Raw genomic sequence first — 22145 nt, 5'->3', positions numbered from 1 at the left:
TTGCCGGGCTTGTCCTCAGCGACTTCGGCTTTGCCGAAGTCGCGGAAACAACCCCGCTTAGGAAGGAAGTGCGCCCCTAAGCGGGATCACCGGGACAAGCCCGGTGATGACATTGTGGTGGGGGTAAAGCCGTCTCTACCAAAGTGACCCGGCAGAACGTGTCGATCACCGCTTCGACATCAGCCTCAGCCAAGGCCCGCAATGAAATGCACTCATCAGCAAGTACATCAGCGCCATTCCATGCAGCGGTGACGTATGCGTGGCCGCGCAGAGCGCGTCCAGCGGACCTCCATCGAAGACAGCCGTCAGCAGCGCCATCAGCGCGAAGGTCGGCGCCGCCGCGAGAGATAGCCAGTCGCCCGCTCCTCGAGCAGTCGCTGCACTCCGTCCGTCAGCAGTTTGCGCTTCAAGATTTGAATGATGCGCGATCATCATGCTTGGCCTCATGTTGTATCCTGATTCAGCGCGTGGCGTATTCATCGTGACGCCGCCACCACGGGCCGGTCTCGTTGCGTCCCCTGGGCGCGCGGTCGAGCCACTGGTACATGCCCCAGAGGCTGTCCACGCCGCGCGAATAGGTCGAATAAGTGTGGTAGACGACGCCATCCTCGCGCACGAACGCGCTCAGGCCGGGCCTGTCGCGGGCGTACGTGGGCGCATCGGTTCCGCAGGTGGCCGCGAACTCTGCGACGGGCGCCGGAACCGGTGTCACGTCCATCGCATGACCGCCACGCTCGTAATTGTACTCGACCTTGCCCTCGCGCTGCTGCTCCTCGGTGAATGCGACATTGAAGTCGAAGTTGAAACCGTCGCCAAACGAGGAGGCCCAGGGAAACGTCCACCCCATCCGCTGCTTGTACTCTCGCAGTTTTGCGAGCGGCGCTCGCGATACCGCGGAGAGCGTGACATCGTGGTTCGCGAGATGAACGGCAAAGCCATTGAATCCATCCGCGATCGCCGAACAGGACGGGCAGCCCGCCTTGTAGTCCGGGCCGAACATGAAATGATAGACCAGAAGCTGCGAGCGGCCCTGGAACAGATCGGCCAGCGACGCGGCTCCGTGATCGGTTTCGAACCGGTAGGTGTTGTCGACCCTTACCCATGGCAGTTCCTGCCGCCACCGCGCCACATCATCGCTGCGCCGGGTGAGATCCTTCTCCGCCGCGAGCAGTTCGCGCCGGGCAATCAGCCACTCATCACGTGTGCCAATCAGATGACCAGTCATCGTCCTGTCTCCCTTGAGGTGCCCTGCGCCGCGCGTTCCAATCGCGCGACAGCGTCAGGCTCGAGATACAGACTAGGGACTGGCCACCACCGGGTGGGAGTGACAAGTGTGACGTGATTTCAGCCGCGGAAGCCGAGGATCTTTTTTCAGGCATCCAAAAGAGTGAACACTGCGCACGGCGCGGCAATGCCGCGCAGCACGTGTTCGCCCAGCGGCACCAGCGGCGTGGCGGTCTCGGCCGCCACCGCGCCGGAGATCAGCACGGACCGGCCGAGCGGCCGGCACAGTCCTTCCAGCCGGCTGACCAGATTGACCGCGGGACCGATGGCGGTGAAGTCGAGACGGTCGGCTGCGCCGATGTTGCCCCACAGGATCTCGCCGAGATGCAATGCCGCGCCAAACGGCAGCGGCGGCAACCCCTGAGTCTGTCGCGCCGTGTCGAGATGGGCCATGCCGGCACGTGCGGCGGCGATCGCGCGCAGCGCCGCCTCGCAGGCTGCCGTCGGGCTGCCGGTGACGGGAAAAATCGCCAGCACGCCGTCGCCGATGAACTTCAGCACTTCGCCGCCAAAGGCGTGCACCGCCCCGGCCACGCGATCGAACCACGCATCGAGAGCCGCGATCGTTGTCGCCGGGTCCGCCGCCTCGGACAACGCCGTAAAGCCGCGCAGATCGGCACACAGCAATACGGCGCGGATGGTCTCCCCGCTCCCGCGGCTGAGCGCCCCGGCCTGGACCCGCGTCGCCGAGCGCCGGCCAAGATAAGCTTCGAGCAAAGCGGTCAGTGCCGCCCGTGCAGCCAAGGCCGCCAAGGGTGCGGCTACGAAACGCGCGACCTGGCGCAGCCGATCGATGTCAGCGGGATCGAATGGCCGCGTTGCAGCCCAGCCCAGCATCGGGCTGTCCAGAGCCGCGCCGATCATGTCCTGTTGCACCGGACCAAGCCCAACGAGCCAGTCATGCCCGGCCAAGTCCAGCGAACCGCCGGCAAAACTCAAGGCCTCGATCACCGCCCCGGTCTCCGCCCGCCACAGCCAGGTGCGGCGGGCGATGATCGGATGCGGCACCGCAAGTGTCAGGGCGCCGCCGGCCAGCGGCAGGCCGTCGGCCAACAGCCGGCTGCCGAGTTCGGCCAGGAAACGATCGGGACCGGATGAGACGCTGGCCTGGTCGACCAGCCAGGCGAGAGGTGTTGGCAAATCCATGCCGCGATCATGCCGTTACGGCCGCGGCATGTCATCCGCGTCGCGGCCACTGTCCCGCTTTGCACGTGAGCGAATGGCCATCAATCGGTGCGGCCGTGCCAGGGGTCCGGGCCCGGGTCCTGCCCGGCAGCGACCTCGGCCAGCCGATCGAAGTAATGAGCCCAGCCTTGCGCATGACCGGCGCACTGCTCTGTCGTCGGCAGGCCGGTGTGAGTCAGGCGCGCCAGGGTTCCGTCCGGCTTCTCGATCAGGTCGATCTCGACCAGGCTCGACCCCGGCGGCACCACCTCGCTGCCGTCCCAGCCGAAGCTGTAGGCCAGGCGATGCACCGGCACCACTTCGCGGAACGAGCCGCGGGCGAAGCGCGCGCCGGTGACATTGACCAGATAAAGCCCGCCGGGCTGCGGATCGAGCTGCGCCTCCGTGCCCATCCAGCGCAGGATCTTCTCCGGATCGGTCAAAAGCGCAAACACCGCAGCAGGCGGCGCCGAAATGTGGGTCTCACGGCGGACGACCAGGGACTCTTGCATCGATTGTCTCCACGGTTGCGATGCCCGCCGCGGTCGGGCAATTGGAACTCTGTCACGAGGATAGACCGGCGGAGCCGGCTGCGCCATCGTGGCAGGCCACGGACCTTTCCACGATTCCGTTCTAACGCGGGACTATCTCGCCATGAGAGTGACAAGTGTGACGGGATTCCCATGGACTCGATGATCACGGCCGCGGCGCGTGCGCTTGCAACCGGCGATGTGCTCGGCGCGCTGAAGCGAGTCGCCTTGCGCGAGGATGCGCCTGCGCTTGCGCTGCGCGGCATCGCCATGGCGCAGCTCGGCGATTTCGACCGCGCCAAACCGCTGCTGCGGCGCGCGGCACGTGGTTTCGGCGCGAAAGAGGCCGTGGCCCGCGCACGCTGCGTCGTGGCCGAAGCCGAGATCGCACTGGTCTCGCGCGATCTCGGCTGGCCGGCGAAAGCGCTGGACGTCGCGCGGGAAACGCTGGAAGCGCACGGCGACCGCATCAATGCCGCGCATGCGCGGACACTGCAGGTCCGCCGCCTGCTGCTGATCGGCCACCTCGACGAGGCCGAGCACGCCCTTGCCGGGCTCGACGCCACGACCTTCCCGCCGGCGTGGAAGGCCGCCCATGAACTGGTGGTGGCGGGAATCGCAATGCGCCGCCTGCGGATCGGGATTGCACGCGCGGCCCTCGGCCGCGCCGAGCGTGCCGCGCGCTTGGCGAGCATCCCGGCGCTGACCGCCGAGGTCGACAGCGCGTCGCTTATCCTGAATACGCCCGCGGCGCGCCTGATCGCGCGAGGTGAAGAGCGGCCTCTCCTGCTCGCGGATGTCGAAACGCTGTTCGCATCGAAAACGCTGGTGGTGGATGCTTGCCGCTACGTGGTGCGCGACGCCCGCGGCGTGGTCTCGCTGGCGACGCGCCCGGTGTTGTTCGCACTCGCCCGCGCGCTCGGCGAGGCCTGGCCGGACGATGTGTCGCGGGACACACTGGTCGCACGCGCCTTCCGGGCCAAGCATGCCGATGAATCGCATCGCGCACGGTTGCGGGTCGAGATCGGGCGGCTGCGCAAGGCGCTGCGGCCGCTCGCCGATGTCAGTGCGACCAAACAGGGTTTTAAGCTGGCGCCGCGCCGTGCGCGCGACATGATGGTGCTGGCGCGGCCCGTCGATGAGGAACATGGGACAGTGCTCGCCTTTCTCGCCGACGGGGAATCCTGGTCGAGCTCGGCGCTCGCGCTGGCGCTCGGGGCCAGCCAGCGCACCGTGCAGCGGGCACTCGACGAGCTTGCGACCGACGGCAAGGTGCAGTCGTATGGCCGCGCGCGGGCCCGGCGCTGGATGACGCAGCCACTGCCGGGATACACGACAACCTTGTTACTCCCGGGTCCGCTGCCGAGCGATTAGCTTCTCGTGCGTGACAGCAGCAACGCGCCAGGAAGGATCAACCATGAAGACATCAGCCGCTGAGATCATCCAGGAATACGGCCCCTTTCCGGGCGCCGAGCAGGTGCATGGCGTCACCTTCGACGGCCATCATGTCTGGTTCGCCTCCGGGGACAAGATCAACGCCTTCGATCCCGCAAGCGGACAGACGGTGCGCGCGATCGATGTCGCCGCCCATGCCGGCACCGCCTTCGACGGCCAGCACCTGTTCCAGATCGCCGAGAACCGCATCCAGAAGATCGACATCAAGACCGGCCGCGTGGTCGCGACCATTCCCTCGCCCGGCAACGGCGGCGATTCCGGTCTGGCATGGGCGGAAGGCTCGCTCTGGGTCGGGCAGCACCGCGGCCGCAAGATCCATCAGATCGATCCCGATACCGGCGCGATCCTGCGCACCATCGACTCCAACCGTGTGGTCACCGGCGTCACCTGGGTCGACGGCGAACTCTGGCACGGCACCTGGGAAGGCAACGAGAGTGACGTGAGACGGATCGATCCCAAGACCGGCGACGTGCTCGAGAGCCTCGAAATGCCACAAGGCATGGGCGTGTCGGGACTGGAGTCCGACGGCGGTGACCGCTTCTTCTGCGGCGGCGGCAGCACCGGCAAGGTGCGCGCGGTGCGCCGGCCCAAGCGCTGAAACTTTCATAGTCACGCTGAGCCATGACGCTTTGAGTCGTGGCTCAGCAGGCCATCCGCTCAGAGCAGCAGTTTTCACTTGTCGACGGCCCGGACGGCGCAGCCCCGTCCCCGAAGCACGACGATTCTTTTCGGTCACGCGATCGTGTGCCTCGGTCTCAGGCGACATTTCACTTGCCGCCAGCCCAACCGGCCGTCGAGCTTAATGAACTGATTTTACTCAGTTTAAAGCGCTCTGCGACTCGCCACTCACCTGCGCAGTCTCGATCTCCAATAGTATAATCGCATACGATTAAATCGAAAGCGATTGACATCGCCTTGCCACCCCTCTAAATAAATCGCATCCGATTTAATCGGAAGACAGCAACCCGTCATTCAGAAGGATCCAGGCCATGACCGCCACCGCAAAAGTTCTCTTCACCGGCAAGACCCACATCACGGCTGGCGCCAATGGCGCGGCGCGCAGCAGCGACGGCTTCCTCGACGTCAAGCTGCCGCAGCCGCACCCGGCCGCAGAACAGCTGTTCGGCGCGGCGTGGTCAGCCTGCTATCTCGGCGCCATCCAGCTCGCCGCGGGCCAGCGCAAGGTGACGCTTCCGGCCGAGCCGGCTGTCGACGCCGAGATCGACCTGAACCAGGCCGGCGGCTCGTTCTTCCTGCGCGCGCGCCTGAACGTCAGCCTGCCGGGCGTCGATCGCGATGTCGCGCAATCGCTGGTCGATGCGGCGCACGGCATCTGCCCGTACTCCAAGGCCGTGCACGGCAACATCGAGGTGACCACCACACTGCTCTGAGCGACGGCTGCGCCAACGCGCACATCGCAAACAAGCAGGACCTGCAGGCCGCAGCGGTCACGGCAGCGGCTGCCCGCCCCCTCAAGGAGTTCGACATCAGCAAAACCCTGGTTCAGACGATCCGAACCACAGCACGCGTGATGGCCACGGCGGCGATGCTGATCACCGGCAACATTTTTCTGGCGCCCACGGCGCAGGCGCAGCAGCCCGGCGTCAAACGAACCGACCTGCAGCGGCACGATCTCAGTGCGCCCGGACGCGAAGCCGTGCAGGTGCGTGTCGACCTCGCGCCCGGCGTCGCCTTCGGCAAGCACACCCATCCGGGTGAGGAGATCATCTACGTGCTGGAAGGCACGCTGGAATATCAGATCGAGGACAAGCCGCCGGTGACCTTGAAGGCCGGCGACGTCCTGTTCATTCCGGCCGGCACGGTTCATTCGGCGCGGAATGCCGGCACCGTGACCGGAAGCGAGCTTGCCACCTACATCGTCGAAAAGGGCAAGCCGCTTCTCACGTTGGTGAAGTGACGACGAGCGCTATTTTTCCTGGTTGCGACGAAACGCAGCCTCTCCAGCGCCCGACACCGCGATCCACTTCGGATCCGGTGCGGCGTCGGGGACGTAACTCTCGTTCCAGTTCCACCATTTGTACGGCCGACTCTTGGGGTAACCCTCCGGCGAGTCCTCCCATTCTTCCTGGCGTCCGAGCGCGGTGATGTCGAGATAGCTCCAGACCGTGCCCATCGCCTCGTCGCCGCGGCCGTTGATGAAGTAGGTGCGGAAGATTCGTTCGCCATCGCGGATGAACGCGTTGTGGCCGTGCCATTCGTCCACCCCGAAGTCGGCGTCGAAGCTGTCGGTGATGGTGACCCAGGGGATGTGCTCCCAGCCCATCCGCGCCTTCAGGCGCGCGATATCGGCCTGCGGCGCGCGCGAGGCATACACCAGCGTGGTGTCGCGCGCATTCAGGTGAGCCAGGTGGCTGACCTGATCCGCGCCGAGCGAACAGCCGATGCAGCCATGCTCCGGCCAGCCGTGCACGCCGGGCTCGAAGAAGGCGCGATAGACCACCAGTTGCCGGCGGCCCGCGAACAGATCAAGCAGGTTCAGTTTGCCCTGCGGCCCGTCGAACGCATAAGCCTTGTCCACGGCCATCCATGGCATTCGCCGCCGTTCCGCCGCCAGCGCATCGCGGGCGCGGGTGTGAGCCTTCTCCTTGACGAGAAGCTGCTCGCGCGCGGTTGTCCAGTCCTGCGGAGAAACAATCTGTGGTATCTTCATCGCATGTCCTTCTTCGAATGAGAGCGATCTGTCTTCGGTTGGCCGATCACTCGCGGTTGGTCCGAGACAGTGTGCCGCCAGGCACTCGAACGGTGGGAGTGACAAATGTGACGGGATTCCCTCAGGGATTGGCACCACAAACGGGGGTGCGCGATGACGGGAGGCGCGATACTCAGGCAACGTCCAGTCTAACGACGCCAGTAGGCGTGCTGCAGCATGCTCGTGACACCGTTTCGGGCCTCCTGGGGATCAAGCCCGATCGAAGTGAAATAGGCGACCAGCGCATTGATGCCGACGCTGTCGTTCGGTCCGGCAGGAGGCAGCTGGCCGCCGAGCTTGGCGCAGCTCATGTAACTCAGCCGGTGCGACGGGCGTGCGTCGGTATTCTCCGTCCGCCGACTTTCGAAGTTCACGCCCCAGCGCTGGTTGGCCACTTTCGGGATGGCCTCGAGCCGGATGAACTCCTGCCCGGTCGGAGCATAAGCCTTGTTGCTGAGATGATCGACCTGGTAGCCCGGCACATCATCGCCGGTCAGCGTGACCCCATAGGCGTGGCGGATGAATGCCAGATATGCCCGCTTATAATTCGAGAAGGTGGCGCGGACCCAGACCGACCAGGTCCGATCGCGGTCTGGCCCGCCTTCAAGCATGATCACCGAGCGTTCCCGATGGCGGCCGACTCGGCCGACGCGCGCCTCCGCTTCCGCGGTGATGTTGTGGACCTTGCCGCGCAGCATATCCGGACTCTCGACCTGGACAATCATCCAAGCCGGGTTGTGGACCCACTGCTCGATCATGGCGCGGCAGCGCTGGTCTGCGATCACGATCACCTGCGTCGTCATCTGCACCGCCCCTGATCATGTCGTTCGCCCGAATGATGGCCGGGACACGTGAGCAAATCTCGCCGCTTCACGCCGTCAATCCCGAATTGAGTGGCAGATTGGATCATCCCGTCCCCATGCACGGCAGCCCTTGTTTCGACGTGATGATGGCGACAAAGGTTCATGCCGGGCCGGTGCAACGAACAGCTATTTTACCGCACCCGCTCGTTGCACGAGGAATCCGCAAGCGAGACCATCGTGACAGCGCGGCCGACCTGCGGTAACGCAGGTCCATGCCGTCCTTTGCCCCGGTCCAGTCCGTGCAGCGCGCGCTCGTTCTCCTGACCGAGCTCAACCGGCAGCATGTCTCCAGCATCAGCGAGCTGCACCGGCGCACCGGCCTGCCGAAACCGACAATCGTCCGCCTGCTGGAGACCCTGATCGCGGAGGGTTTTGCGATCAACGACAGCCGGCTCGGCGGTTACCAGGTGACGTCCAAGGTTGCCGCGCTGAACAGCGGCTTCCACGGTGCGCCGATGGTGATCGAGGCCGCGCGGCCGTGGGCGACCGACCTCACGCGACGGTTCAAATGGCCGGTGGCGGTGACGATGCTGCAGGAGGACGCCGTCGTGGTGCGTTTCAGCACCATTCCGGACAGCCCGGTGTCGCCGTTCCACGCCACCATCAACATGCGCCTCAGCCTGATGTCGCGCGCGCTCGGCCGCGCTTATCTGGCCTATTGCCCGAAGGCGGAGCGGCAGTTGCTGGTGCGCATGCTGAGCGCGTCCCGTCACGCCGAGGACCGCCCCAGGAACCTCACACGCACCGTCGAGCAACTGGTGCGCGTGACGCGCAGCCGCGGCTTCGCCGAGCGGGATCCGAACGTCGAACCGAAGAACTCCGGCACCATCGCCGTGCCGATCATGGCCGACCGCGCGGTGCTGGCGACACTGGGCCTGACCTATTTCCGCTCGGCGGTCCGGCGCTCGACCGTGATCGACACCCTGGTGCCTGCGCTCAAGGACGCCCGCGCCCACATCGAGCAGAGCATCGCGGCGATGCGCGCGCCGTGACGGAGCATCGGTTCGCGGCTGCCGCCCCGCTTGCCGTTTCACGATGTGAAACACCGCGACAAAGCCGCACCGCCAGCCATCGGCTCGGCTAGGCTGCACGAAACATAATCGCCGGCACAGCTCCCGGCACGGGAGGGACATCGTGAAAACGCTGATCACGCGAAGGGCCGCGCTTGCCATGACGGCTGCGGGCCTCTGTGCGGGACCATCGGTCGTGCGGGCGCAATCCGCGGCCAATTCTTCGTCCAATGCCTGGCCGTCGCGCCCCGTCACCATGATCCTGCCGTTTCCCGCAGGTGGAGGAACCGACCTTCTGGCCCGCGCGCTTGCGCAGGAGTTCGGCGACAGGTTCGGCCAGCAGTTTCTTGTCGACAACCGCACCGGCGCAGGCGGCAACATCGGCGCCGGCGCCGTCGCCAAGGCCGCTCCCGACGGCTACACCATCATGTTCGGCACGCCCGGGCCGCTCGCCAACAACAAGCTGATGTACAAGAACCTGCCGTTCGATCCCGAGCAGGCCTTCATGCCGATCGTGCTGATCGCCAAGTCGCCCCTCATCATCGCGGCGAAGACATCGCTGCCGGTGAAGGACATCAAGGAGCTCACCGCCCACGCCAAGGCAAATCCCGGCAAGCTCACCGTCGCGGTTCCCGGCAACGGCACGCTCGGCCACATCACCTCGTTGCTGCTGCAGAAGGAGCTCGGGATCAGCATGACCAACGTGCCGTACCGCGGCACGGCGCCGGTGATCAACGACCTTCTCGGCAACCAGGTGGACCTGGCGATGGATTTCATGCCGTCCTATGTGCCGCTGGTGCGCGACGGCCGGATCCGCGCGCTCGCCGTCACCACCGCTGAGCGATCGAGCGACCTGCCTGACGTGCAGACGGTGCAGCAGGCCGGCTTCCGGGGTTTCGAGGCCTCGGCCTGGTATGCGCTGGCGGCGCCGGCGGGCACGCCCGGCGACATCATCGACAAACTCAACGCGGCAACCGCCGCCTTCCTGAAAAGCCCGAAGGGCCAGGAGGTGCTCGCCACGCTCAGCATGCAGGCCGTCGGCGGCTCGCCGGCCGACATGAAAGCCTTTATCGCCACCGAATTGCAGAAATGGGGACCGGTGGTGAGGGAGGCGAACATCTCCATGTAGTTTGATTTGACGGGCGGGCCCATCCCTGAGATTTTTTTGGTAGGATGTCACACTGGTCATTCCCAGTTCGTCATGAGGTCGGAACCAACGGAAAGGACACCGACCATGACTGCCAGACTAGACCCCATGGCTGCCGCCCCCGCCCTCATGAAGACCTGGTTCGAGGCCTCGGTCGCGATCAACTCCAGTCTTGACCACACCCTTGCCGAACTCGTGAAGATCCGGGCGTCCCAGATCAACGGCTGCGCCAACTGCATCAACCTGCACACCACCCACGCGCGCGAATACGGCGAAACCGAGCAGCGCCTCTATTTGCTCTCGGCCTGGCATGAGGCTCCCTGCTACAGTGATCGCGAACGCGCTGCACTGGGCTGGACCGAGGCGTTGACGCGGCAGTGCGAAGGGCATTCCAATGACGATGCCTATGAAGCACTGAAGGCCTATTTCACGGCGGAAGAACAGGTCAAGCTCACCTTGCTGATCAACATCATCAACGGCTGGAACCGGATCGCGGTGGGATTCCGCGGCTGGGCCGATCCGGCCGCCGTCAAGGCAGCGAGCAAGGCTGCCAGCAAGGCGGCCGCCGCGTGACGGCGAACGCCACACCAGACGACGCAGCGGCGGCTTTCGAGCCGCTGCGTCCCAAGCTCGTGCGTGTCGCCTACCGCATGCTGGGATCTGTCACCGACGCCGAGGATATGGTGCAGGAGGCGTTCATCCGCTGGATGGGCGCCGACCGCAGCGACGTGCGCGAGCCCGAGGCCTTCCTGCGCCGCACGGTGACGCGTCTCTGTCTCGATCAGCTCAAATCGGCGCTGCGCCAGCGCGAGACTTATGTCGGCCCCTGGCTGCCGGATCCCGTTGTGGAAGAGGAGCGGGACGACGACGTCACCCTGCCGCTGATGCTGGCGCTGGAACGCCTGTCACCGCTCGAGCGTGCCGCCTTCCTGCTGCACGATGTGTTCGGGCTGGGATTTGACGAGGTCGCGGCGACTATCCAGCGCGACGCCGCGGCCTGCCGCCAGCTCGCGGCCCGCGCGCGCAGCCATATCCGCGACGCGCGGCCTCGCTTCCAGGTGGAGAAGCAGCGCGGCCTCGCTTTGGCCGAGGCCTTCTTCGTCGCCTCGCGCAGCGGCGACATGAAGGCGCTGGGTGCAATGCTGGCTGACGATGTCAGTGTTCATGCCGACGGTGGCGGCAAACGTCCGGCCGCCACAGCGCCGATTGTCGGCTTCGAGGCGGTGATGAAACTCCATGAGCAGCTGGCAGCCTTGTTCCAGGAGATTCGCTCGGACCTCGTGCGCGCCGGCTTCGTCAACGGGCTGCCCGGCTTCATCACGCTGGAGGCCGACGGTGAATTTTCGACCACCGCCCTCGACATCGAGGATGGAAAGATCACGGCGATTTATGTGGTGAGGAATCCCGATAAGCTGAAGCATCTGCATTAGGGCAGGATCGGTTCAGACAAGGCGTTGCGGCAAACGCGGTGCGCCCCTTCTCCCCGTTTGCGGGGAGAAGGTTGCAGCAAGCATCGTGAGGGCAAGTGCGCGAGATCAGCTCGCTGGTTTTGAGCGGCGAAGCCATTCGTCGAGACCGATCTGGCCGAGGCGCGCTTCGCTCAGCGGCACCAGCGAGTGCTCTTCGACGCGGCCACCGAAATAACGCGCCTCGGGGTCACGCACCACCTCGCGCGGGTCACCGACGGCTTTCAGATAACGCGCGACGATCTCATTGAACGGCGCGCGGTCGGGGCCGGCGATCTCGACAATGCCGTTGCGCGGCGGAGCGAGCGCCGCCTCGGCAACGAGGGGCGCCACATCATCAGCCGCGATCGGCTGGAACAGGCCGGGCGACACGCGGAGCACATTGCCATCCGCGGCCGAGGCGGCGATACCGCCGAGGAATTCCATGAACTGAGTGGCGCGGACGATGGTGTAGGGAATGCCCGAGGCCACGATCAGTCTTTCCTGCGCGACCTTGGCGCGGAAATAACCGTTTTCGGGCGTGCGGTCGGTGCCGACGATCGACAGCGCGACATGGTGCCGGACACCCGTGGCCGCCTCCGCCGCGGCAAGATTGCGGCCGGAGGCCTCGAAGAACGCCAGCACCGCGCTGTCTTCGAACGACGGTGAATTGGCGAGGTCGATCACCACCTGTGCGCCGGCCAGAGCCTCGTTGAGCCCCTCGCCGGTAATGCTGTTGATGCCGCTTTTGGGCGAGGCCGCGACGACCTCGTGGCCACGCGCGCGCAAATTGGCGACGGTCCTGGTGCCGATCAGGCCGGTGCCGCCGATGACGACGATCTTCATGGATGCCCCTCCGCTTGTCGCTGACTGAAAATCCTTGGACTGGAGATTCTTGAATGGATTTCGAATGCAAGTGAGGACGCGCAAGACTAGTGCAAAACCCGTGAGGAGACAAACCACCAGGACGTGCTGGCGGAACACGCCGCTCGCCACGCCTCAGGTCAGTGCTGGCGAAAGCCGATGCGAAACGCGCCCCAGCGCCGTCCCTGCACCATGATCGGGGACGACAGGTCCTTCATCAGCACGAACTGGCCGCCGCCCATCTCACGCCGGTAGGTCTGCAGCAGGAAGGGCCTCGTGCTCGCCGCCACCTTGCGGACGGCACGATCGTTGAACAGCCGCCGGTTGCGGCAATGCGCGGCGTTCCACGCGGGGTCCCTGCCCTGCAGCTGACGATAGTTCGGATTGTGGGTGGGCAGATAACCGCCGTTGGCCCATGCCACGCAAAACACGACGCGAGGATCCATGCTTTGAAGCGGATCCTGAATCGGCGGGAGGATGCGGTCGGTCAGCGCGACATAATCCGTCAGATATTGCTTCGGATCGGTGCCGGGAATTTCGCGATAATTCTCATCGAACAGCTGAGCAAGGGTGATGTCGCCGCGCACGATCGCGGCTTCGAACGCCTCCGCGATCCGCCTCGCCGTATCGAGAACCACCGGAACGAGCGATGTATCGTCCATCGCGACGCCGCTGTCGGCGATCGACTGGATCAGAGTCTCGGAGGTCTCCAGCAGGCCTTCCACGCGCGTGTCCGCGACCTTGAGATCGCCTGATGACAGTTCCACGCCCCTCGCCAAATCGCCGAACTCGCTGATCAGCACATCGCAATGACCGAGATTGGTGCCGGCTGCGCCCGCGATCGCGTCGACATCCCGCCCCATCTCGGAGAAACCGTGATGGACCCGCTCCATCACCTGGCGAACCTGCTCCGCTCCCTCGCCGGCCTGCCTGGCATGGCGCGTCGCCGTGCCGCTTTCTTCGATCAACCGGCCGACCTCCGCATCCAGATTGCGGACGGTCTCGCCGATCTGCAGGGTTGCCGTGCGCGTCGCCTCCGCGAGGTTCTTCACCTCGCTGGCGACAACGGCAAAGCCGCGCCCGGCCGCGCCGGCACGGGCAGCCTCGATGGTGGCGTTGAGCGCCAGAAGGTTGGTCTGCCGGGCGATGGCCTCGATCGCTCCGGACACCTTCGCGACCTGTGCCAGGACCGCGCCCACGGACCCCAGCCGCTGTTCGATGCGACCGACAGCGCCGACCAGGTCCGCCGTGTTCTGGACGGCGCTGTCGACCGTGTTTCGCGCGCCAGCGATGTCGGAGACGGCACTGGATGTTGCCGCCTGAACCGTGCGCGCCACGCCATCGATATTCTTGTTGGCAGCCACCATAATATCGGCGGCCTGCTTCAACTGGCCGAATTGCGCCGACTGGCGGGACACCCGGCTGGCGACGTCCTGCAGATTGCCGAGCACGTCCGCCAGGTCGACACCAAGCTGGCCGATGCCGTTGCTCAAATTGTCCAGCAGCCGCTCGCTCTGGGCGGCCGCCTGGTCCTTCGGCATGGTCGCGACTTGCGTGATCGGCATCGTCCCTGCGGCACGCGCGATGGCGCATGAATCAACAGTTAAAACTGCTGCATGAATTTACCGCCGAAAGGTGAACAAGTCCTGCTACGCCGCGACTGGCGAGCCGAACCATGTGGTCAGCGCGTCGGAGAGCCCCTCCCCGGTTCGCTCTCCAGCCCAGGCCACATGACCGTCCGGCCGGATCAACACCGCGGTCGGAGCACTAACCGCACCGATCGCCGGAAGCTCCCATTTCCCGATGTAGCTGGCATCAACCCGCTTCACCCGATCCGCCCATGGCGTGATGTCGAGGCCGCTGGGTTCGCCGAGATTGAGCAGCACCGGCCGCGCGTCATGCAACAGCGCGAACATCCGCAGCGGGCCGCTGGCGGTGATGAGATCGAGATCGGGCATGCGGCACCCGAGCAGCGGATGTCCCTCGCCGAGGTCGTAACGGATGTCCAGGCCAGCCAGCATCGCGCCAAACCGCTGGCGCGGCTCGTCCAAACCGAGCAGTTCGGCCATGCTCTCGCGCAGCGCATTGGTGCGCTCATCCGCGCGACGCAGCGCCACCGCCGCCATGGTGGTGCGCAGCACGCGCGCGCCCACCGGATGGCGCTCGCTGTGATAGCTGTCCAGCAGGCTGTCGGGCGAGATGCCCTTGACCACCTGCGCCAGTTTCCAGCCCAGGTTGACCGCATCCTGCACGCCGGTGTTAAGGCCCTGGCCGCCGTCCGGCGCGTGCACGTGCGCAGCGTCGCCGGCGAGCAGCACACGCCCTTTGCGATAAGACGCCGCCTGTCGCGTCGTGTCGGTGAAACGGGAGATCCAGGCGGGGTTGTGGACGCCGTAGTCGGTGCCGTGGGCCGCAACCAGCGCGGCGCGAAGATCATGCAGGCTGGGCTCGGCGGTGGCGCCGGTGTTTTCTTCCGTCACCATCAGCCGCACCGGCCCGCCGGTGAAGATCACCTGGCCGTCGCGGATCACATACTCCTCCCGGCCGAAGGAATGCACGCCAAGGGCGTTGCGGTGAATGCCCCATGGCGGCTCGTCGGCCACTTCCACCTGGGCGATCAGGGCGCTTGTGGTCGGATCCCATCCCGGAAACTCGATGCCGGCAACCTTGCGCACCAGGCTGCGTCCGCCGTCGCACCCGACGAGATACTGCGCCCGCAGCGCGTGGCCGCCGGACAGCATGACATCGACACCGCCGTCGTCCTGCGCGAAACCCGTCACCTCACGCCCGCGATAGACCGCCACCCCGAGATCATCGACCCAGCCGGCCAGCAGACGCTCGATGTGCTTCTGCCACAGACCAAGCCCGTAAGCATGCCGGGTCGGACAATTGCCGAGGTCCAGAATGACCCCGGCGAACCCGACATTCTGTGTCTTCTGTCCCTCGATAAGGAACCGATCGACGATGCCACGCTGGTCCAGCGCTTCCAGGGTGCGTGCATGCAGACCGCCGGCGCGCGCTTCCGCAAGCTCCTGGCTCTCACGCCGCTCGACAATGGCGATGTCGACCCCTGCCAGCGCCAATTCAGCCGCCAGCATCAGGCCCGTCGGGCCACAGCCGGCGATCACCACCGCATGTTTCGTGAAATCTTGCATCGTCCGCCTCCATCCGTGCTGATGTCGGCAGGCGTTCTACGGCATGACCGGGGCCTTGAAGCAAGCCCCCCACACCCCACATATCTAAGTGGGAGGACGGCGGTCCTCCCGTTTTTCGTTGGCCTCGCTCGACATCGCGCAGCCCGATCGGAAAAAAGGCAGGCCTGTTGCATGGCCCGGCTCGGATTTCGTTGCGGACGACGATCCGTCAGGAAGCTATGAGCGCCTGACAGGTGTTCGTTTGTCCCGTCCCGACGATCTCTGTTGGATTCGGCTTTCAAGGTATGGCCGGACATGCCCCGCAGCGAAGTTTGCGGTGACAGCGCACGAAACCTATTGGCGCACTGCCACCGCAACTCCGTCCCCGTAATCTCAGGACGCCCGCGCGTCTCTGCGGCGCAGATCGATCACGGTTAGCCATACCGCCGAGACCAGGAAATAAACCGCACCCACCGCGGCATAACCGGCCACATTGGTGATCGACGGAGGCGCCGGCATCCGGGCCTGGAAAATGAAGAAGACACCCGCCAGCGCCGACTGGGCACCACTCAGGACCATCGCCCACTGCGCGCCGAAACTTGTCCAGCGCCGAATGGCGGTGCCGAGTTGCAGCAGGCCTGAGAGAATGGCCCAGGCGCCGAACACCGCCAGCACCCAATTCATGCCCGCCTGCAGCGCCGCGATGACGGCGAGTGTCGTTGCAACGCTCACGACGATGTTGATGGCCTGCGTCCGATTCCTGCCCAATCCGCCGCTGCGCGCCGCGTCGACATAGTTCGCCGCAGCATCCCAGGTGGGATAAACGACCAGCAGGATGGCCGCGAGGATTGGCGACTGCTGACCCACAGTGAAGGCCGCGGCCACCCAAACCACCGAAAATCCCGCCCGGATGAAGTAGTAAAGCTTGAGCCATTGCTCCTGATCGGTGCGGGCGAAATCCATATCGTTATCAGTCATTTGAAGCTTCCTTTCGACTAGTAGGTAGGTTGAATGGGTAAACTGATTGGCGCCCATGTCGTCACGTCCGCTCTCACTGTGGGTGACAGAGCCGGTCGATCAGTCGCGTGGTGACGGCGCCGAATATCTGGGGATCGTCATAGGCGCGTGCCGACAGCATCGCCCCGTGAACGGTCGCCATGAAAGCTTCCGCTTCCATGCGGGGCGTATCCGTCAGCGCAAGTCTTCCTTCGCGCCCGCCACGCTCCAGAACAGAGGTCAGCCAGGCCGAGAGCGCGCGGAAATGAGCTCTCACCTCGCGGGCGACATCCGCCGGGAGAACAGGCAGTTCGCTCGCCAACAGCGCGCACACACAGAACGGCGCGCTGGCGTCGCTGATGCAGGCGACCCAATACCCCGTGTAGCTCCGAAGCTGCTCGAGCGGATCGGACGCCTGTCGCTCCAGGTAAGCGAGGCCGGCGACCGCTTCCTCCCGATATCGGGAGACCAGCGTGCGCACCAGATCCGCCTTGGTCGGGAAATGATGATGGATGCTCGGCTTGCGGATCCCGACCGCGTCCGCAATGTCGGCGTAGCTGAAGCCGTTGTAGCCACCGGCGATGATCAGGGTGCGCGCGCAGGCAAGGATGACGTCTGCGGTGGTTGACAGGTTGCTCATGATCGTCATCTACCTTCTAGTCGGTAGAATGTCAATTATGAAAGCAGCACGCTCGCATCTTGTCGAACTGTAACGCCAAATCAATGACTTAGCATCACCTGACAACTGCTCCACCAATGGCCACCAATCAGCTCCCCACCTTCAGTTGCGGGGGCGCGCCGCCTGATGAATCTGCACCGCCACGCCCTTGGAAAGGCCTTCGAACTCATCAGTTCGGAAACTGCTGGACCCTTCGCCATGCGCGTATCCGCGAGCGATGTAAGTTCGGTGGATGACAAACGACCCACTCGTTCGCATCGACGCACATACCATCATGGTGAGACCGTCGTCTTGCTCCCGCACGATCGTTGCAACGAACCTGAACTCGCCAGATCCGTCGATCAACGGTCTTATTCCGCGGCATTACGCATGGCCGCGACAGCAGCATCGTTGACGACTCCGCAGAGCCCACAGAACCCACAGCCTCCCGGACTCGGGCATCGCTCGTCGCAGGCGTAAAATTGCTTCACGTCGACAGGCCGCGCACTCGGTCTGGTGGACGTGCAACCCCAACGGAATAGGACAGACAACCGAGACGCAACGCGCCGCCCGGCTCCGCCGAGGCAACGGTGGCGCGTGCCCGATCTCGTTTGCCTGCCGTTCCAAAAGCAAACCTGAAAGGAACACCGATGGCTCCCCTCCCATGGCTTTGCCCTCTCGATCCTCCCTACAATGCGGTTGGCAACTCGGTTTACGGCGTCGGCGGCGGCGCTGACGACACGGCGGCGATCATGGCCTGCGTGGCCGATTGCATCGCCAACAAGAAAAAAATGTATCTGCCGGGCGGACACGTCTTCCGGATCACGCAGGATATAGCGCGAACGGCGACGGTCGCGGGCTATCAGCGCGGGTTGTCGATCTTTGGAGACGGGATGCTGGATGGCGGTATCGTCGCCGACTACAACGGCGATTCCGTCAAGGGTGCCGTGCTTCGTTATGACACCAGTGTCATCGGCGGATACACGGTCGAGTCCGAGCTATCGAACTTCAACATCTCAAAGGCCGCTGGACGAACCGGGCTGAACGGCATTCAACTGACGGCGGCCTGGCTTGTCTCGATCGATCGCGTCAAGGTCGACGGCCTGTCCGGACGAGGACTGATCGCATCGCTTCGAACCGACATCGATCCGACCGTCTCCGACTCGTACCAGGACTTCAGCGTTCGCCTCAGTCAGATCTGGGTCGGCAGCTGTACGGGCTGGGGCATCGATTTCGGTGCCGGACAGTCTCCGGGGCTCTATGAGCTGAAATGGTCCGTCATCTCCGGCAATGCGGGCGGCGGCATTCGCTCGACGACGGGCCAGTGCGAGATCGGCGAGAATCTGATCGTGGCTAACGGAAGCTATGGTGGCGAAGGAGGCTTGCTGTTCGACACGGCCGAGGGAGCAAGCATGGTGGCCCATGTCTACGGCAACGAGTTCGACACCAATTTTTCCTACCACATCAATCTCATCCGCAGCCGCGACCTCCTGCTGGAGCGCAACCGTTTCCTGTCGCAAACGTTTGACAGCAACACCGGCAGCGTTTTCACCGTCGGCACACCGTTCATGCGCCCCCTCGTACATGTCAATCTTCAGAGCGACGTGTGGAATCTCACGGCGCAAAAGAACTACCACCGCTCCGTCAACGGCCATCAGGGTACGCCACCGGTGCCGACAACAGCCGATTGCTACGCTTACGACGCTTCGGTGGGAGCCGTGATCCCTGACTTCCCGTGCCGCTTCACGTCGAACGACTTTGGATTCCAGCCCTTCGACGGATTGGCGCAAAACTCGACGGGCCTGAGAAAATATATTGGTTTCGGCGCCGGGACCGGCGCAGTGATCATCGATCCCTAAAGGATGACGGTCTCCGGCGTAGCTGGCCTGCTCCAGCTACGCCGGCCCAACGGTCAGCCTTCAGTTGAATTGAATGATCCTGTTCAGGTTGGGATTTGGATTCACCGCTGAGCGAATCCGGGCCGCCACATTCGGCGCTACGGTTTTCAGGTAATTTGGATCCCGCATGTAAGCCCGGATGGCTTCCGCCATCAGTTCGGCCCGCGCATCGGCGCCAAAGCACCCGCGCTGTTCGGGTCCGAAGCCCTGATATTCAGGCCTGTCGGATGGATCGACATCAGGATTGACCCGCCTTGCTTCATTCAAGCCGCCGTTGTTGGAATCATTGTACACGTACCGGAGTTCATCATTGATACCGTCCTGATTGATTGCCGATATCGTGTCACCCGCTTCATTACGGCACGGCTGGCCTGCCTTGTGATCGATGATGTGGCCCAGCATATGGACCAAAATCATGTTGGCGGACTCGGCATCAAATTCATGCAAACGATCAAGGTCTGGCCGAAAGGGGCAGTTGGGGAAGAGGTTCTCGCCTTCGGCAGATTCAAAAAACGCGCGGATGGGCTCCCCCAGCGCATCATCGTTCGCCATGCTCTTGCTCCGAGTCGATAGCCACACCGCGGGCCATTGGATTGCCGTACACCTGATTATCTCCAAAATCAGTGCGCTGTCACTGCACTGACTCCAACCTTGGTCTCCTCACACAATCTGCGCGCGGCCTCCCTTGCGCGCCGCCAATCCCTGCGTTATATACTGAACCAAATGGTTCAGTATATAACAGCCCGCCTCGATGCCTCGTTCGCCGCGCTCTCGGATGCAACCCGACGCGGCATTCTGGAGCAGTTGGGGCGTGCCGATACATCGATCACGGAACTCGCCAACAAGTTCCACATGACCCTCACGGGCATGAAGAAGCACGTCGGCGTCCTGGAGCAGGCCGGGCTCGTTGCCACGGAAAAGATCGGGCGCGTGCGGACCTGCAAGCTCGGCCCCCGCCGGCTGGCGGAAGAGACGGCCTGGATCGCGGCGTATCGCCTGCTCTGGGCCTCGCGCTTCGACGAGCTGGACCAGATTGTCGAAGAACTGAAACAGAAGGAAAAAAGCGATGGCCGCAAACGGAAAAAGTGATCCCGGGACGAACCGCACGACGGTGGAACGAAAGTCGGACCGCGAGCTCGTCGTCACGCGGACCTTCAACGCACCGGCGCGCATCGTCTTCGACGCGTGGACCAAACCCGAACTGTTCAGACGGTGGTGGGTTCCGAAATCGTTTGGCCTGACCCTCGTGTCCTGCGAACTGGATGTCCGTGTCGGGGGCACATATCGTTTGGTGTTCGGCCAAGGCGCCGCGTTCTTCGGCAGGTACATCGACGTGACACCGCCCTCCCGCCTGGTCTGGACGAATGACGAAGGCGGCGACGACGGAGCCGTGACCACGGTGACTTTTGAGGAGAGAGACGGCAAGACACTGGTCGTCGTGCACGACCTCTATCCCTCGAAGGAAGCGCTCGACGATGCGATCGCGTCCGGCAGCACGGGTGCGTTCAGCGAGCAGTTCGAGGAGCTGGACGCGCTTCTCGTCAGCTGAGCGGGAGCGCGGGACGGTCATGAAGCCGATCTCGGATTAGCAAGTGCGAGACAGCCACCCGCGCTGGAAATACTGTTTCGACCCAGCCGCGCCGGCTCAGGTCAGCCCCGAGCCAGCGCAGATCCTCGACCGTCGCACCCCGCAGGTCATGGTGGAGTGTCTGGGATCTGCCTCGCATCCTTGCGGAAACCCAGCCCCGCTACAGCAGAAAGTGGGACAGCAGTCGAAAGCTATGCAAGTTGCACAACGCCCGACCTAATCGCACTGGCCTGGTAATCGATGTCAAGCACTCGCATCGCCGGACATCGCCACTGGATCAAGGTCGCATGAAACCCCGGTCAGAGAAAGCAACATGCCGGGCGTGTCGCGCCGCATGATCTTGATCGACGGTCCCGACAAGTGGGCGTCGAATCCGGCCTGATCGGTATAGACCTCATAGAGCATGACGGTGTCCGGCTCGTCGTGCGGCAGCAAAATCTCAAACACGTGGGTGTCCGGCTCCTCGGCAAGGCAACGAAGGCGATGCTGGGCGAGATGACGCACAAATTCCTCCCTCTTGCCGGGGACAAGCTTCATCGTGCCGATGATGGCCAGCTTGCTCATCATTCGCCTCCCGCCTGCGCCACGCTCTTGAGGATCGACCCCTCGAACATCCTGGGCGCATAGTTTTGCAGAAACAGGAACATGCCGGTCATCTTGCCTACCGGATTGCTGAATTTCGGCTCCTTGGCAGCGATCAGCTCGGCAATCTTCTCGACGACGGCATCCGGGCTTTCCGCATCGTCGATACCCTTTTTCGTCGCGGCATCGGCCTTGCGGCGATAGGCGTCGTAGTCGCTGATCGTCCCAGACGTCGCCTTTACGGCATTGGCGCCAAGGTTTGTCTTGAACCACACCGGCTCGACCATGCTGACCTTGATGTTGAACGGGTTCAGCTCGAAGCGCAGCGACTTGAAATAACCCTCAACGGCATGCTTCGACGCCGTGTAGAATGACAGATTGGGCGGGCCGATAAGGGCAACGATCGAGCTCACCGTGATGATCTTGCCGGACCTCTGCCGCCGGAAATGCGGCAGGACGGCATTGGTGACCTTCACGGTTCCCCAGAAATTGGTCTCAAACTGTTGCCGGGCCACATCAAGCGGGGTCTCCTCGGCCAGACCGGTCACCATGTAACCCGCATTGTTGACCAGGACATCAAACTGCTTGACGTGTCGAAACAATTCGTCCGGGAAGGCCTGGATGGAAGCATCGTCATCGATGTCGAGACGAAGGAGCTTGAAAGGGACTTTCCCGATATATTTTTCCGGATCCCGGCTGGTGCCGATGACGTTGAAGCCCTGCTTGTGAAGCTTGTTTGCGAGCATCAAGCCGAAACCTGACGACGCACCGGTGATGAGAACAGTCTTTGTCATGTCATTGCATCCGTCGCATCATC

The 22145-nt window shown here is 64.0% G+C and carries 25 protein-coding genes; 11 read left to right on the top strand and 14 right to left on the bottom strand.

Translation table 11 applies throughout. The features are described 5' to 3' along the window. Positions 1 to 165: 165 nt before the first annotated feature. The 4 genes from RS897_RS29595 to RS897_RS29580 all read right to left on the bottom strand — a co-directional run bounded on the left by RS897_RS29595 (position 166) and on the right by RS897_RS29580 (position 2960). Positions 166 to 432, bottom strand: coding sequence for a hypothetical protein (locus tag RS897_RS29595; protein ID WP_315838782.1), 267 nt, complete (start codon positions 430 to 432; stop codon positions 166 to 168). A gap of 28 nt (positions 433 to 460) precedes the next feature. After that, on the bottom strand, positions 461 to 1225 hold the full coding sequence (locus tag RS897_RS29590) for a DUF899 domain-containing protein (RefSeq protein WP_315832242.1): 765 nt from the start codon (positions 1223 to 1225) through the stop codon (positions 461 to 463). Positions 1226 to 1371: 146 nt separating this feature from the next. Next, positions 1372 to 2430 carry an adenylate/guanylate cyclase domain-containing protein gene (locus RS897_RS29585; protein WP_315832241.1) on the bottom strand — a complete coding sequence of 353 codons (1059 nt, stop codon included), beginning with the start codon at positions 2428 to 2430 and terminating at the stop codon, positions 1372 to 1374. 80 nt (positions 2431 to 2510) lie between these two features. Further along, complete coding sequence (locus RS897_RS29580) at positions 2511 to 2960, bottom strand: SRPBCC family protein (protein ID WP_315832240.1); 450 nt, start codon at positions 2958 to 2960, stop codon at positions 2511 to 2513. 171 nt (positions 2961 to 3131) lie between these two features. Between RS897_RS29580 and RS897_RS29575 the strand changes: the two genes are divergently transcribed. The 4 genes from RS897_RS29575 (at position 3132) to RS897_RS29560 (ending at position 6351) form a co-directional block, all read left to right on the top strand. Beyond that, positions 3132 to 4352, top strand: coding sequence for a helix-turn-helix domain-containing protein (locus RS897_RS29575; RefSeq protein ID WP_315832239.1), 1221 nt, complete (start codon positions 3132 to 3134; stop codon positions 4350 to 4352). Positions 4353 to 4395: 43 nt separating this feature from the next. Continuing rightward, on the top strand, positions 4396 to 5031 hold the full coding sequence (locus tag RS897_RS29570; RefSeq protein WP_315832238.1) for a Vgb family protein: 636 nt from the start codon (positions 4396 to 4398) through the stop codon (positions 5029 to 5031). 391 nt (positions 5032 to 5422) lie between these two features. Further along, positions 5423 to 5824 carry an Ohr family peroxiredoxin gene (locus tag RS897_RS29565; RefSeq protein WP_315832237.1) on the top strand — a complete coding sequence of 134 codons (402 nt, stop codon included), beginning with the start codon at positions 5423 to 5425 and terminating at the stop codon, positions 5822 to 5824. 140 nt (positions 5825 to 5964) lie between these two features. After that, a complete protein-coding gene (locus RS897_RS29560; RefSeq protein ID WP_315832236.1) occupies positions 5965 to 6351 on the top strand; it encodes a cupin domain-containing protein in 387 nt (128 codons plus the stop codon). A 9-nt stretch (positions 6352 to 6360) separates the two neighbouring features. Here the strand turns inward: RS897_RS29560 and RS897_RS29555 are convergent, their stop codons facing one another. Together RS897_RS29555 and RS897_RS29550 are read right to left on the bottom strand one after the other, a co-directional pair. Further along, positions 6361 to 7104: a DUF899 domain-containing protein gene (locus RS897_RS29555; RefSeq protein ID WP_315832235.1), complete on the bottom strand. Its 744-nt coding sequence runs from the start codon at positions 7102 to 7104 to the stop codon at positions 6361 to 6363. Positions 7105 to 7292: 188 nt separating this feature from the next. After that, entirely contained in the window at positions 7293 to 7946 is a 654-nt protein-coding gene (locus RS897_RS29550) for a hypothetical protein (protein WP_315832234.1), read from the bottom strand. Positions 7947 to 8218: 272 nt separating this feature from the next. On the opposite strand from RS897_RS29550, the gene RS897_RS29545 reads away from it, so the two are divergent. The 4 genes from RS897_RS29545 to RS897_RS29530 all read left to right on the top strand — a co-directional run bounded on the left by RS897_RS29545 (position 8219) and on the right by RS897_RS29530 (position 11593). Further along, complete coding sequence (locus RS897_RS29545; RefSeq protein WP_315832233.1) at positions 8219 to 8998, top strand: DNA-binding transcriptional regulator; 780 nt, start codon at positions 8219 to 8221, stop codon at positions 8996 to 8998. 142 nt (positions 8999 to 9140) lie between these two features. Beyond that, positions 9141 to 10145: a Bug family tripartite tricarboxylate transporter substrate binding protein gene (locus RS897_RS29540; RefSeq protein WP_315832232.1), complete on the top strand. Its 1005-nt coding sequence runs from the start codon at positions 9141 to 9143 to the stop codon at positions 10143 to 10145. Between the two features lie 105 nt (positions 10146 to 10250). Further along, positions 10251 to 10736, top strand: a complete 486-nt coding sequence (locus tag RS897_RS29535) for a carboxymuconolactone decarboxylase family protein (protein WP_315832231.1) — start codon at positions 10251 to 10253, stop codon at positions 10734 to 10736. Then, on the top strand, positions 10733 to 11593 hold the full coding sequence (locus tag RS897_RS29530) for a sigma-70 family RNA polymerase sigma factor (protein ID WP_315832230.1): 861 nt from the start codon (positions 10733 to 10735) through the stop codon (positions 11591 to 11593). Before RS897_RS29535 ends, RS897_RS29530 begins: the two co-directional genes overlap by 4 nt. A gap of 105 nt (positions 11594 to 11698) precedes the next feature. Here RS897_RS29530 and RS897_RS29525 read toward each other — a convergent pair whose 3' ends face one another. From RS897_RS29525 to RS897_RS29505, 5 genes are all read right to left on the bottom strand, one after another. Then, on the bottom strand, positions 11699 to 12454 hold the full coding sequence (locus RS897_RS29525) for an SDR family oxidoreductase (RefSeq protein ID WP_315832229.1): 756 nt from the start codon (positions 12452 to 12454) through the stop codon (positions 11699 to 11701). Between the two features lie 158 nt (positions 12455 to 12612). Then, positions 12613 to 14037, bottom strand: coding sequence for a methyl-accepting chemotaxis protein (locus RS897_RS29520; RefSeq protein WP_315832228.1), 1425 nt, complete (start codon positions 14035 to 14037; stop codon positions 12613 to 12615). Positions 14038 to 14121: 84 nt separating this feature from the next. Further along, positions 14122 to 15627 (bottom strand): FAD-dependent monooxygenase, encoded by a 1506-nt coding sequence (locus RS897_RS29515; RefSeq protein WP_315832227.1) that lies wholly within the window; start codon positions 15625 to 15627, stop codon positions 14122 to 14124. 372 nt (positions 15628 to 15999) lie between these two features. After that, the gene (locus RS897_RS29510) at positions 16000 to 16584 is read right to left on the bottom strand and encodes a DUF308 domain-containing protein (RefSeq protein WP_315832226.1); all 585 of its coding nucleotides are present in this window, start codon (positions 16582 to 16584) and stop codon (positions 16000 to 16002) included. Between the two features lie 73 nt (positions 16585 to 16657). Next, a complete protein-coding gene (locus RS897_RS29505; RefSeq protein ID WP_315832225.1) occupies positions 16658 to 17242 on the bottom strand; it encodes a TetR/AcrR family transcriptional regulator in 585 nt (194 codons plus the stop codon). A gap of 608 nt (positions 17243 to 17850) precedes the next feature. Between RS897_RS29505 and RS897_RS29500 the strand changes: the two genes are divergently transcribed. Continuing rightward, positions 17851 to 19119, top strand: coding sequence for a hypothetical protein (locus tag RS897_RS29500; protein WP_315832224.1), 1269 nt, complete (start codon positions 17851 to 17853; stop codon positions 19117 to 19119). A gap of 60 nt (positions 19120 to 19179) precedes the next feature. Here RS897_RS29500 and RS897_RS29495 read toward each other — a convergent pair whose 3' ends face one another. Beyond that, positions 19180 to 19710, bottom strand: coding sequence for a hypothetical protein (locus RS897_RS29495; protein ID WP_315832223.1), 531 nt, complete (start codon positions 19708 to 19710; stop codon positions 19180 to 19182). A gap of 171 nt (positions 19711 to 19881) precedes the next feature. Here RS897_RS29495 and RS897_RS29490 point away from each other — a divergent pair, with 171 nt between their 5' ends. Further along, a complete protein-coding gene (locus tag RS897_RS29490) occupies positions 19882 to 20247 on the top strand; it encodes an ArsR/SmtB family transcription factor (protein WP_315832222.1) in 366 nt (121 codons plus the stop codon). Next, positions 20225 to 20707: an SRPBCC family protein gene (locus RS897_RS29485; RefSeq protein ID WP_315832221.1), complete on the top strand. Its 483-nt coding sequence runs from the start codon at positions 20225 to 20227 to the stop codon at positions 20705 to 20707. Before RS897_RS29490 ends, RS897_RS29485 begins: the two co-directional genes overlap by 23 nt. 282 nt (positions 20708 to 20989) lie before the next feature. On the opposite strand, the gene RS897_RS29480 is transcribed toward RS897_RS29485, so the two are convergent. Together RS897_RS29480 and RS897_RS29475 are read right to left on the bottom strand one after the other, a co-directional pair. Continuing rightward, positions 20990 to 21310 carry a putative quinol monooxygenase gene (locus RS897_RS29480; RefSeq protein WP_315832220.1) on the bottom strand — a complete coding sequence of 107 codons (321 nt, stop codon included), beginning with the start codon at positions 21308 to 21310 and terminating at the stop codon, positions 20990 to 20992. Beyond that, entirely contained in the window at positions 21310 to 22122 is an 813-nt protein-coding gene (locus RS897_RS29475) for an SDR family NAD(P)-dependent oxidoreductase (RefSeq protein ID WP_315832219.1), read from the bottom strand. The genes RS897_RS29480 and RS897_RS29475 overlap by 1 nt, the downstream gene beginning before the upstream one ends. Positions 22123 to 22145 lie beyond the last annotated feature (23 nt).

This window comes from Bradyrhizobium prioriisuperbiae (assembly GCF_032397745.1).
GTDB classification, from domain to species: Bacteria; Pseudomonadota; Alphaproteobacteria; order Rhizobiales; family Xanthobacteraceae; genus Bradyrhizobium_A; species Bradyrhizobium_A prioriisuperbiae.
Note: the sequence above shows the minus strand (reverse complement) of the source record. Positions and strands in the feature narration are given on the sequence as shown.

Bases quoted from the DNA above. Each gene is read 5' to 3' on its own strand.
- RS897_RS29575 (WP_315832239.1), top strand. From the start codon at position 3,132: ATGGACTCGATGATCACGGCCGCGGCGCGTGCGCTTGCAACCGGCGAT.
- RS897_RS29560 (WP_315832236.1), top strand. From the start codon at position 5,965: ATGGCCACGGCGGCGATGCTGATCACCGGCAACATTTTTCTGGCGCCC.
- RS897_RS29485 (WP_315832221.1), top strand. From the start codon at position 20,225: ATGGCCGCAAACGGAAAAAGTGATCCCGGGACGAACCGCACGACGGTG.
- RS897_RS29545 (WP_315832233.1), top strand. From the start codon at position 8,219: ATGCCGTCCTTTGCCCCGGTCCAGTCCGTGCAGCGCGCGCTCGTTCTC.
- RS897_RS29520 (WP_315832228.1), bottom strand. From the start codon at position 14,037: ATGCCGATCACGCAAGTCGCGACCATGCCGAAGGACCAGGCGGCCGCC.
- RS897_RS29510 (WP_315832226.1), bottom strand. From the start codon at position 16,584: ATGACTGATAACGATATGGATTTCGCCCGCACCGATCAGGAGCAATGG.
- RS897_RS29565 (WP_315832237.1), top strand. From the start codon at position 5,423: ATGACCGCCACCGCAAAAGTTCTCTTCACCGGCAAGACCCACATCACG.
- RS897_RS29535 (WP_315832231.1), top strand. From the start codon at position 10,251: ATGACTGCCAGACTAGACCCCATGGCTGCCGCCCCCGCCCTCATGAAG.
- RS897_RS29495 (WP_315832223.1), bottom strand. From the start codon at position 19,710: ATGGCGAACGATGATGCGCTGGGGGAGCCCATCCGCGCGTTTTTTGAA.
- RS897_RS29525 (WP_315832229.1), bottom strand. From the start codon at position 12,454: ATGAAGATCGTCGTCATCGGCGGCACCGGCCTGATCGGCACCAGGACC.
- RS897_RS29515 (WP_315832227.1), bottom strand. From the start codon at position 15,627: ATGCAAGATTTCACGAAACATGCGGTGGTGATCGCCGGCTGTGGCCCG.
- RS897_RS29590 (WP_315832242.1), bottom strand. From the start codon at position 1,225: ATGACTGGTCATCTGATTGGCACACGTGATGAGTGGCTGATTGCCCGG.
- RS897_RS29475 (WP_315832219.1), bottom strand. From the start codon at position 22,122: ATGACAAAGACTGTTCTCATCACCGGTGCGTCGTCAGGTTTCGGCTTG.
- RS897_RS29580 (WP_315832240.1), bottom strand. From the start codon at position 2,960: ATGCAAGAGTCCCTGGTCGTCCGCCGTGAGACCCACATTTCGGCGCCG.
- RS897_RS29480 (WP_315832220.1), bottom strand. From the start codon at position 21,310: ATGAGCAAGCTGGCCATCATCGGCACGATGAAGCTTGTCCCCGGCAAG.
- RS897_RS29585 (WP_315832241.1), bottom strand. From the start codon at position 2,430: ATGGATTTGCCAACACCTCTCGCCTGGCTGGTCGACCAGGCCAGCGTC.
- RS897_RS29505 (WP_315832225.1), bottom strand. From the start codon at position 17,242: ATGAGCAACCTGTCAACCACCGCAGACGTCATCCTTGCCTGCGCGCGC.
- RS897_RS29595 (WP_315838782.1), bottom strand. From the start codon at position 432: ATGATCGCGCATCATTCAAATCTTGAAGCGCAAACTGCTGACGGACGG.
- RS897_RS29555 (WP_315832235.1), bottom strand. From the start codon at position 7,104: ATGAAGATACCACAGATTGTTTCTCCGCAGGACTGGACAACCGCGCGC.
- RS897_RS29570 (WP_315832238.1), top strand. From the start codon at position 4,396: ATGAAGACATCAGCCGCTGAGATCATCCAGGAATACGGCCCCTTTCCG.
- RS897_RS29550 (WP_315832234.1), bottom strand. From the start codon at position 7,946: ATGACGACGCAGGTGATCGTGATCGCAGACCAGCGCTGCCGCGCCATG.
- RS897_RS29490 (WP_315832222.1), top strand. From the start codon at position 19,882: ATGGTTCAGTATATAACAGCCCGCCTCGATGCCTCGTTCGCCGCGCTC.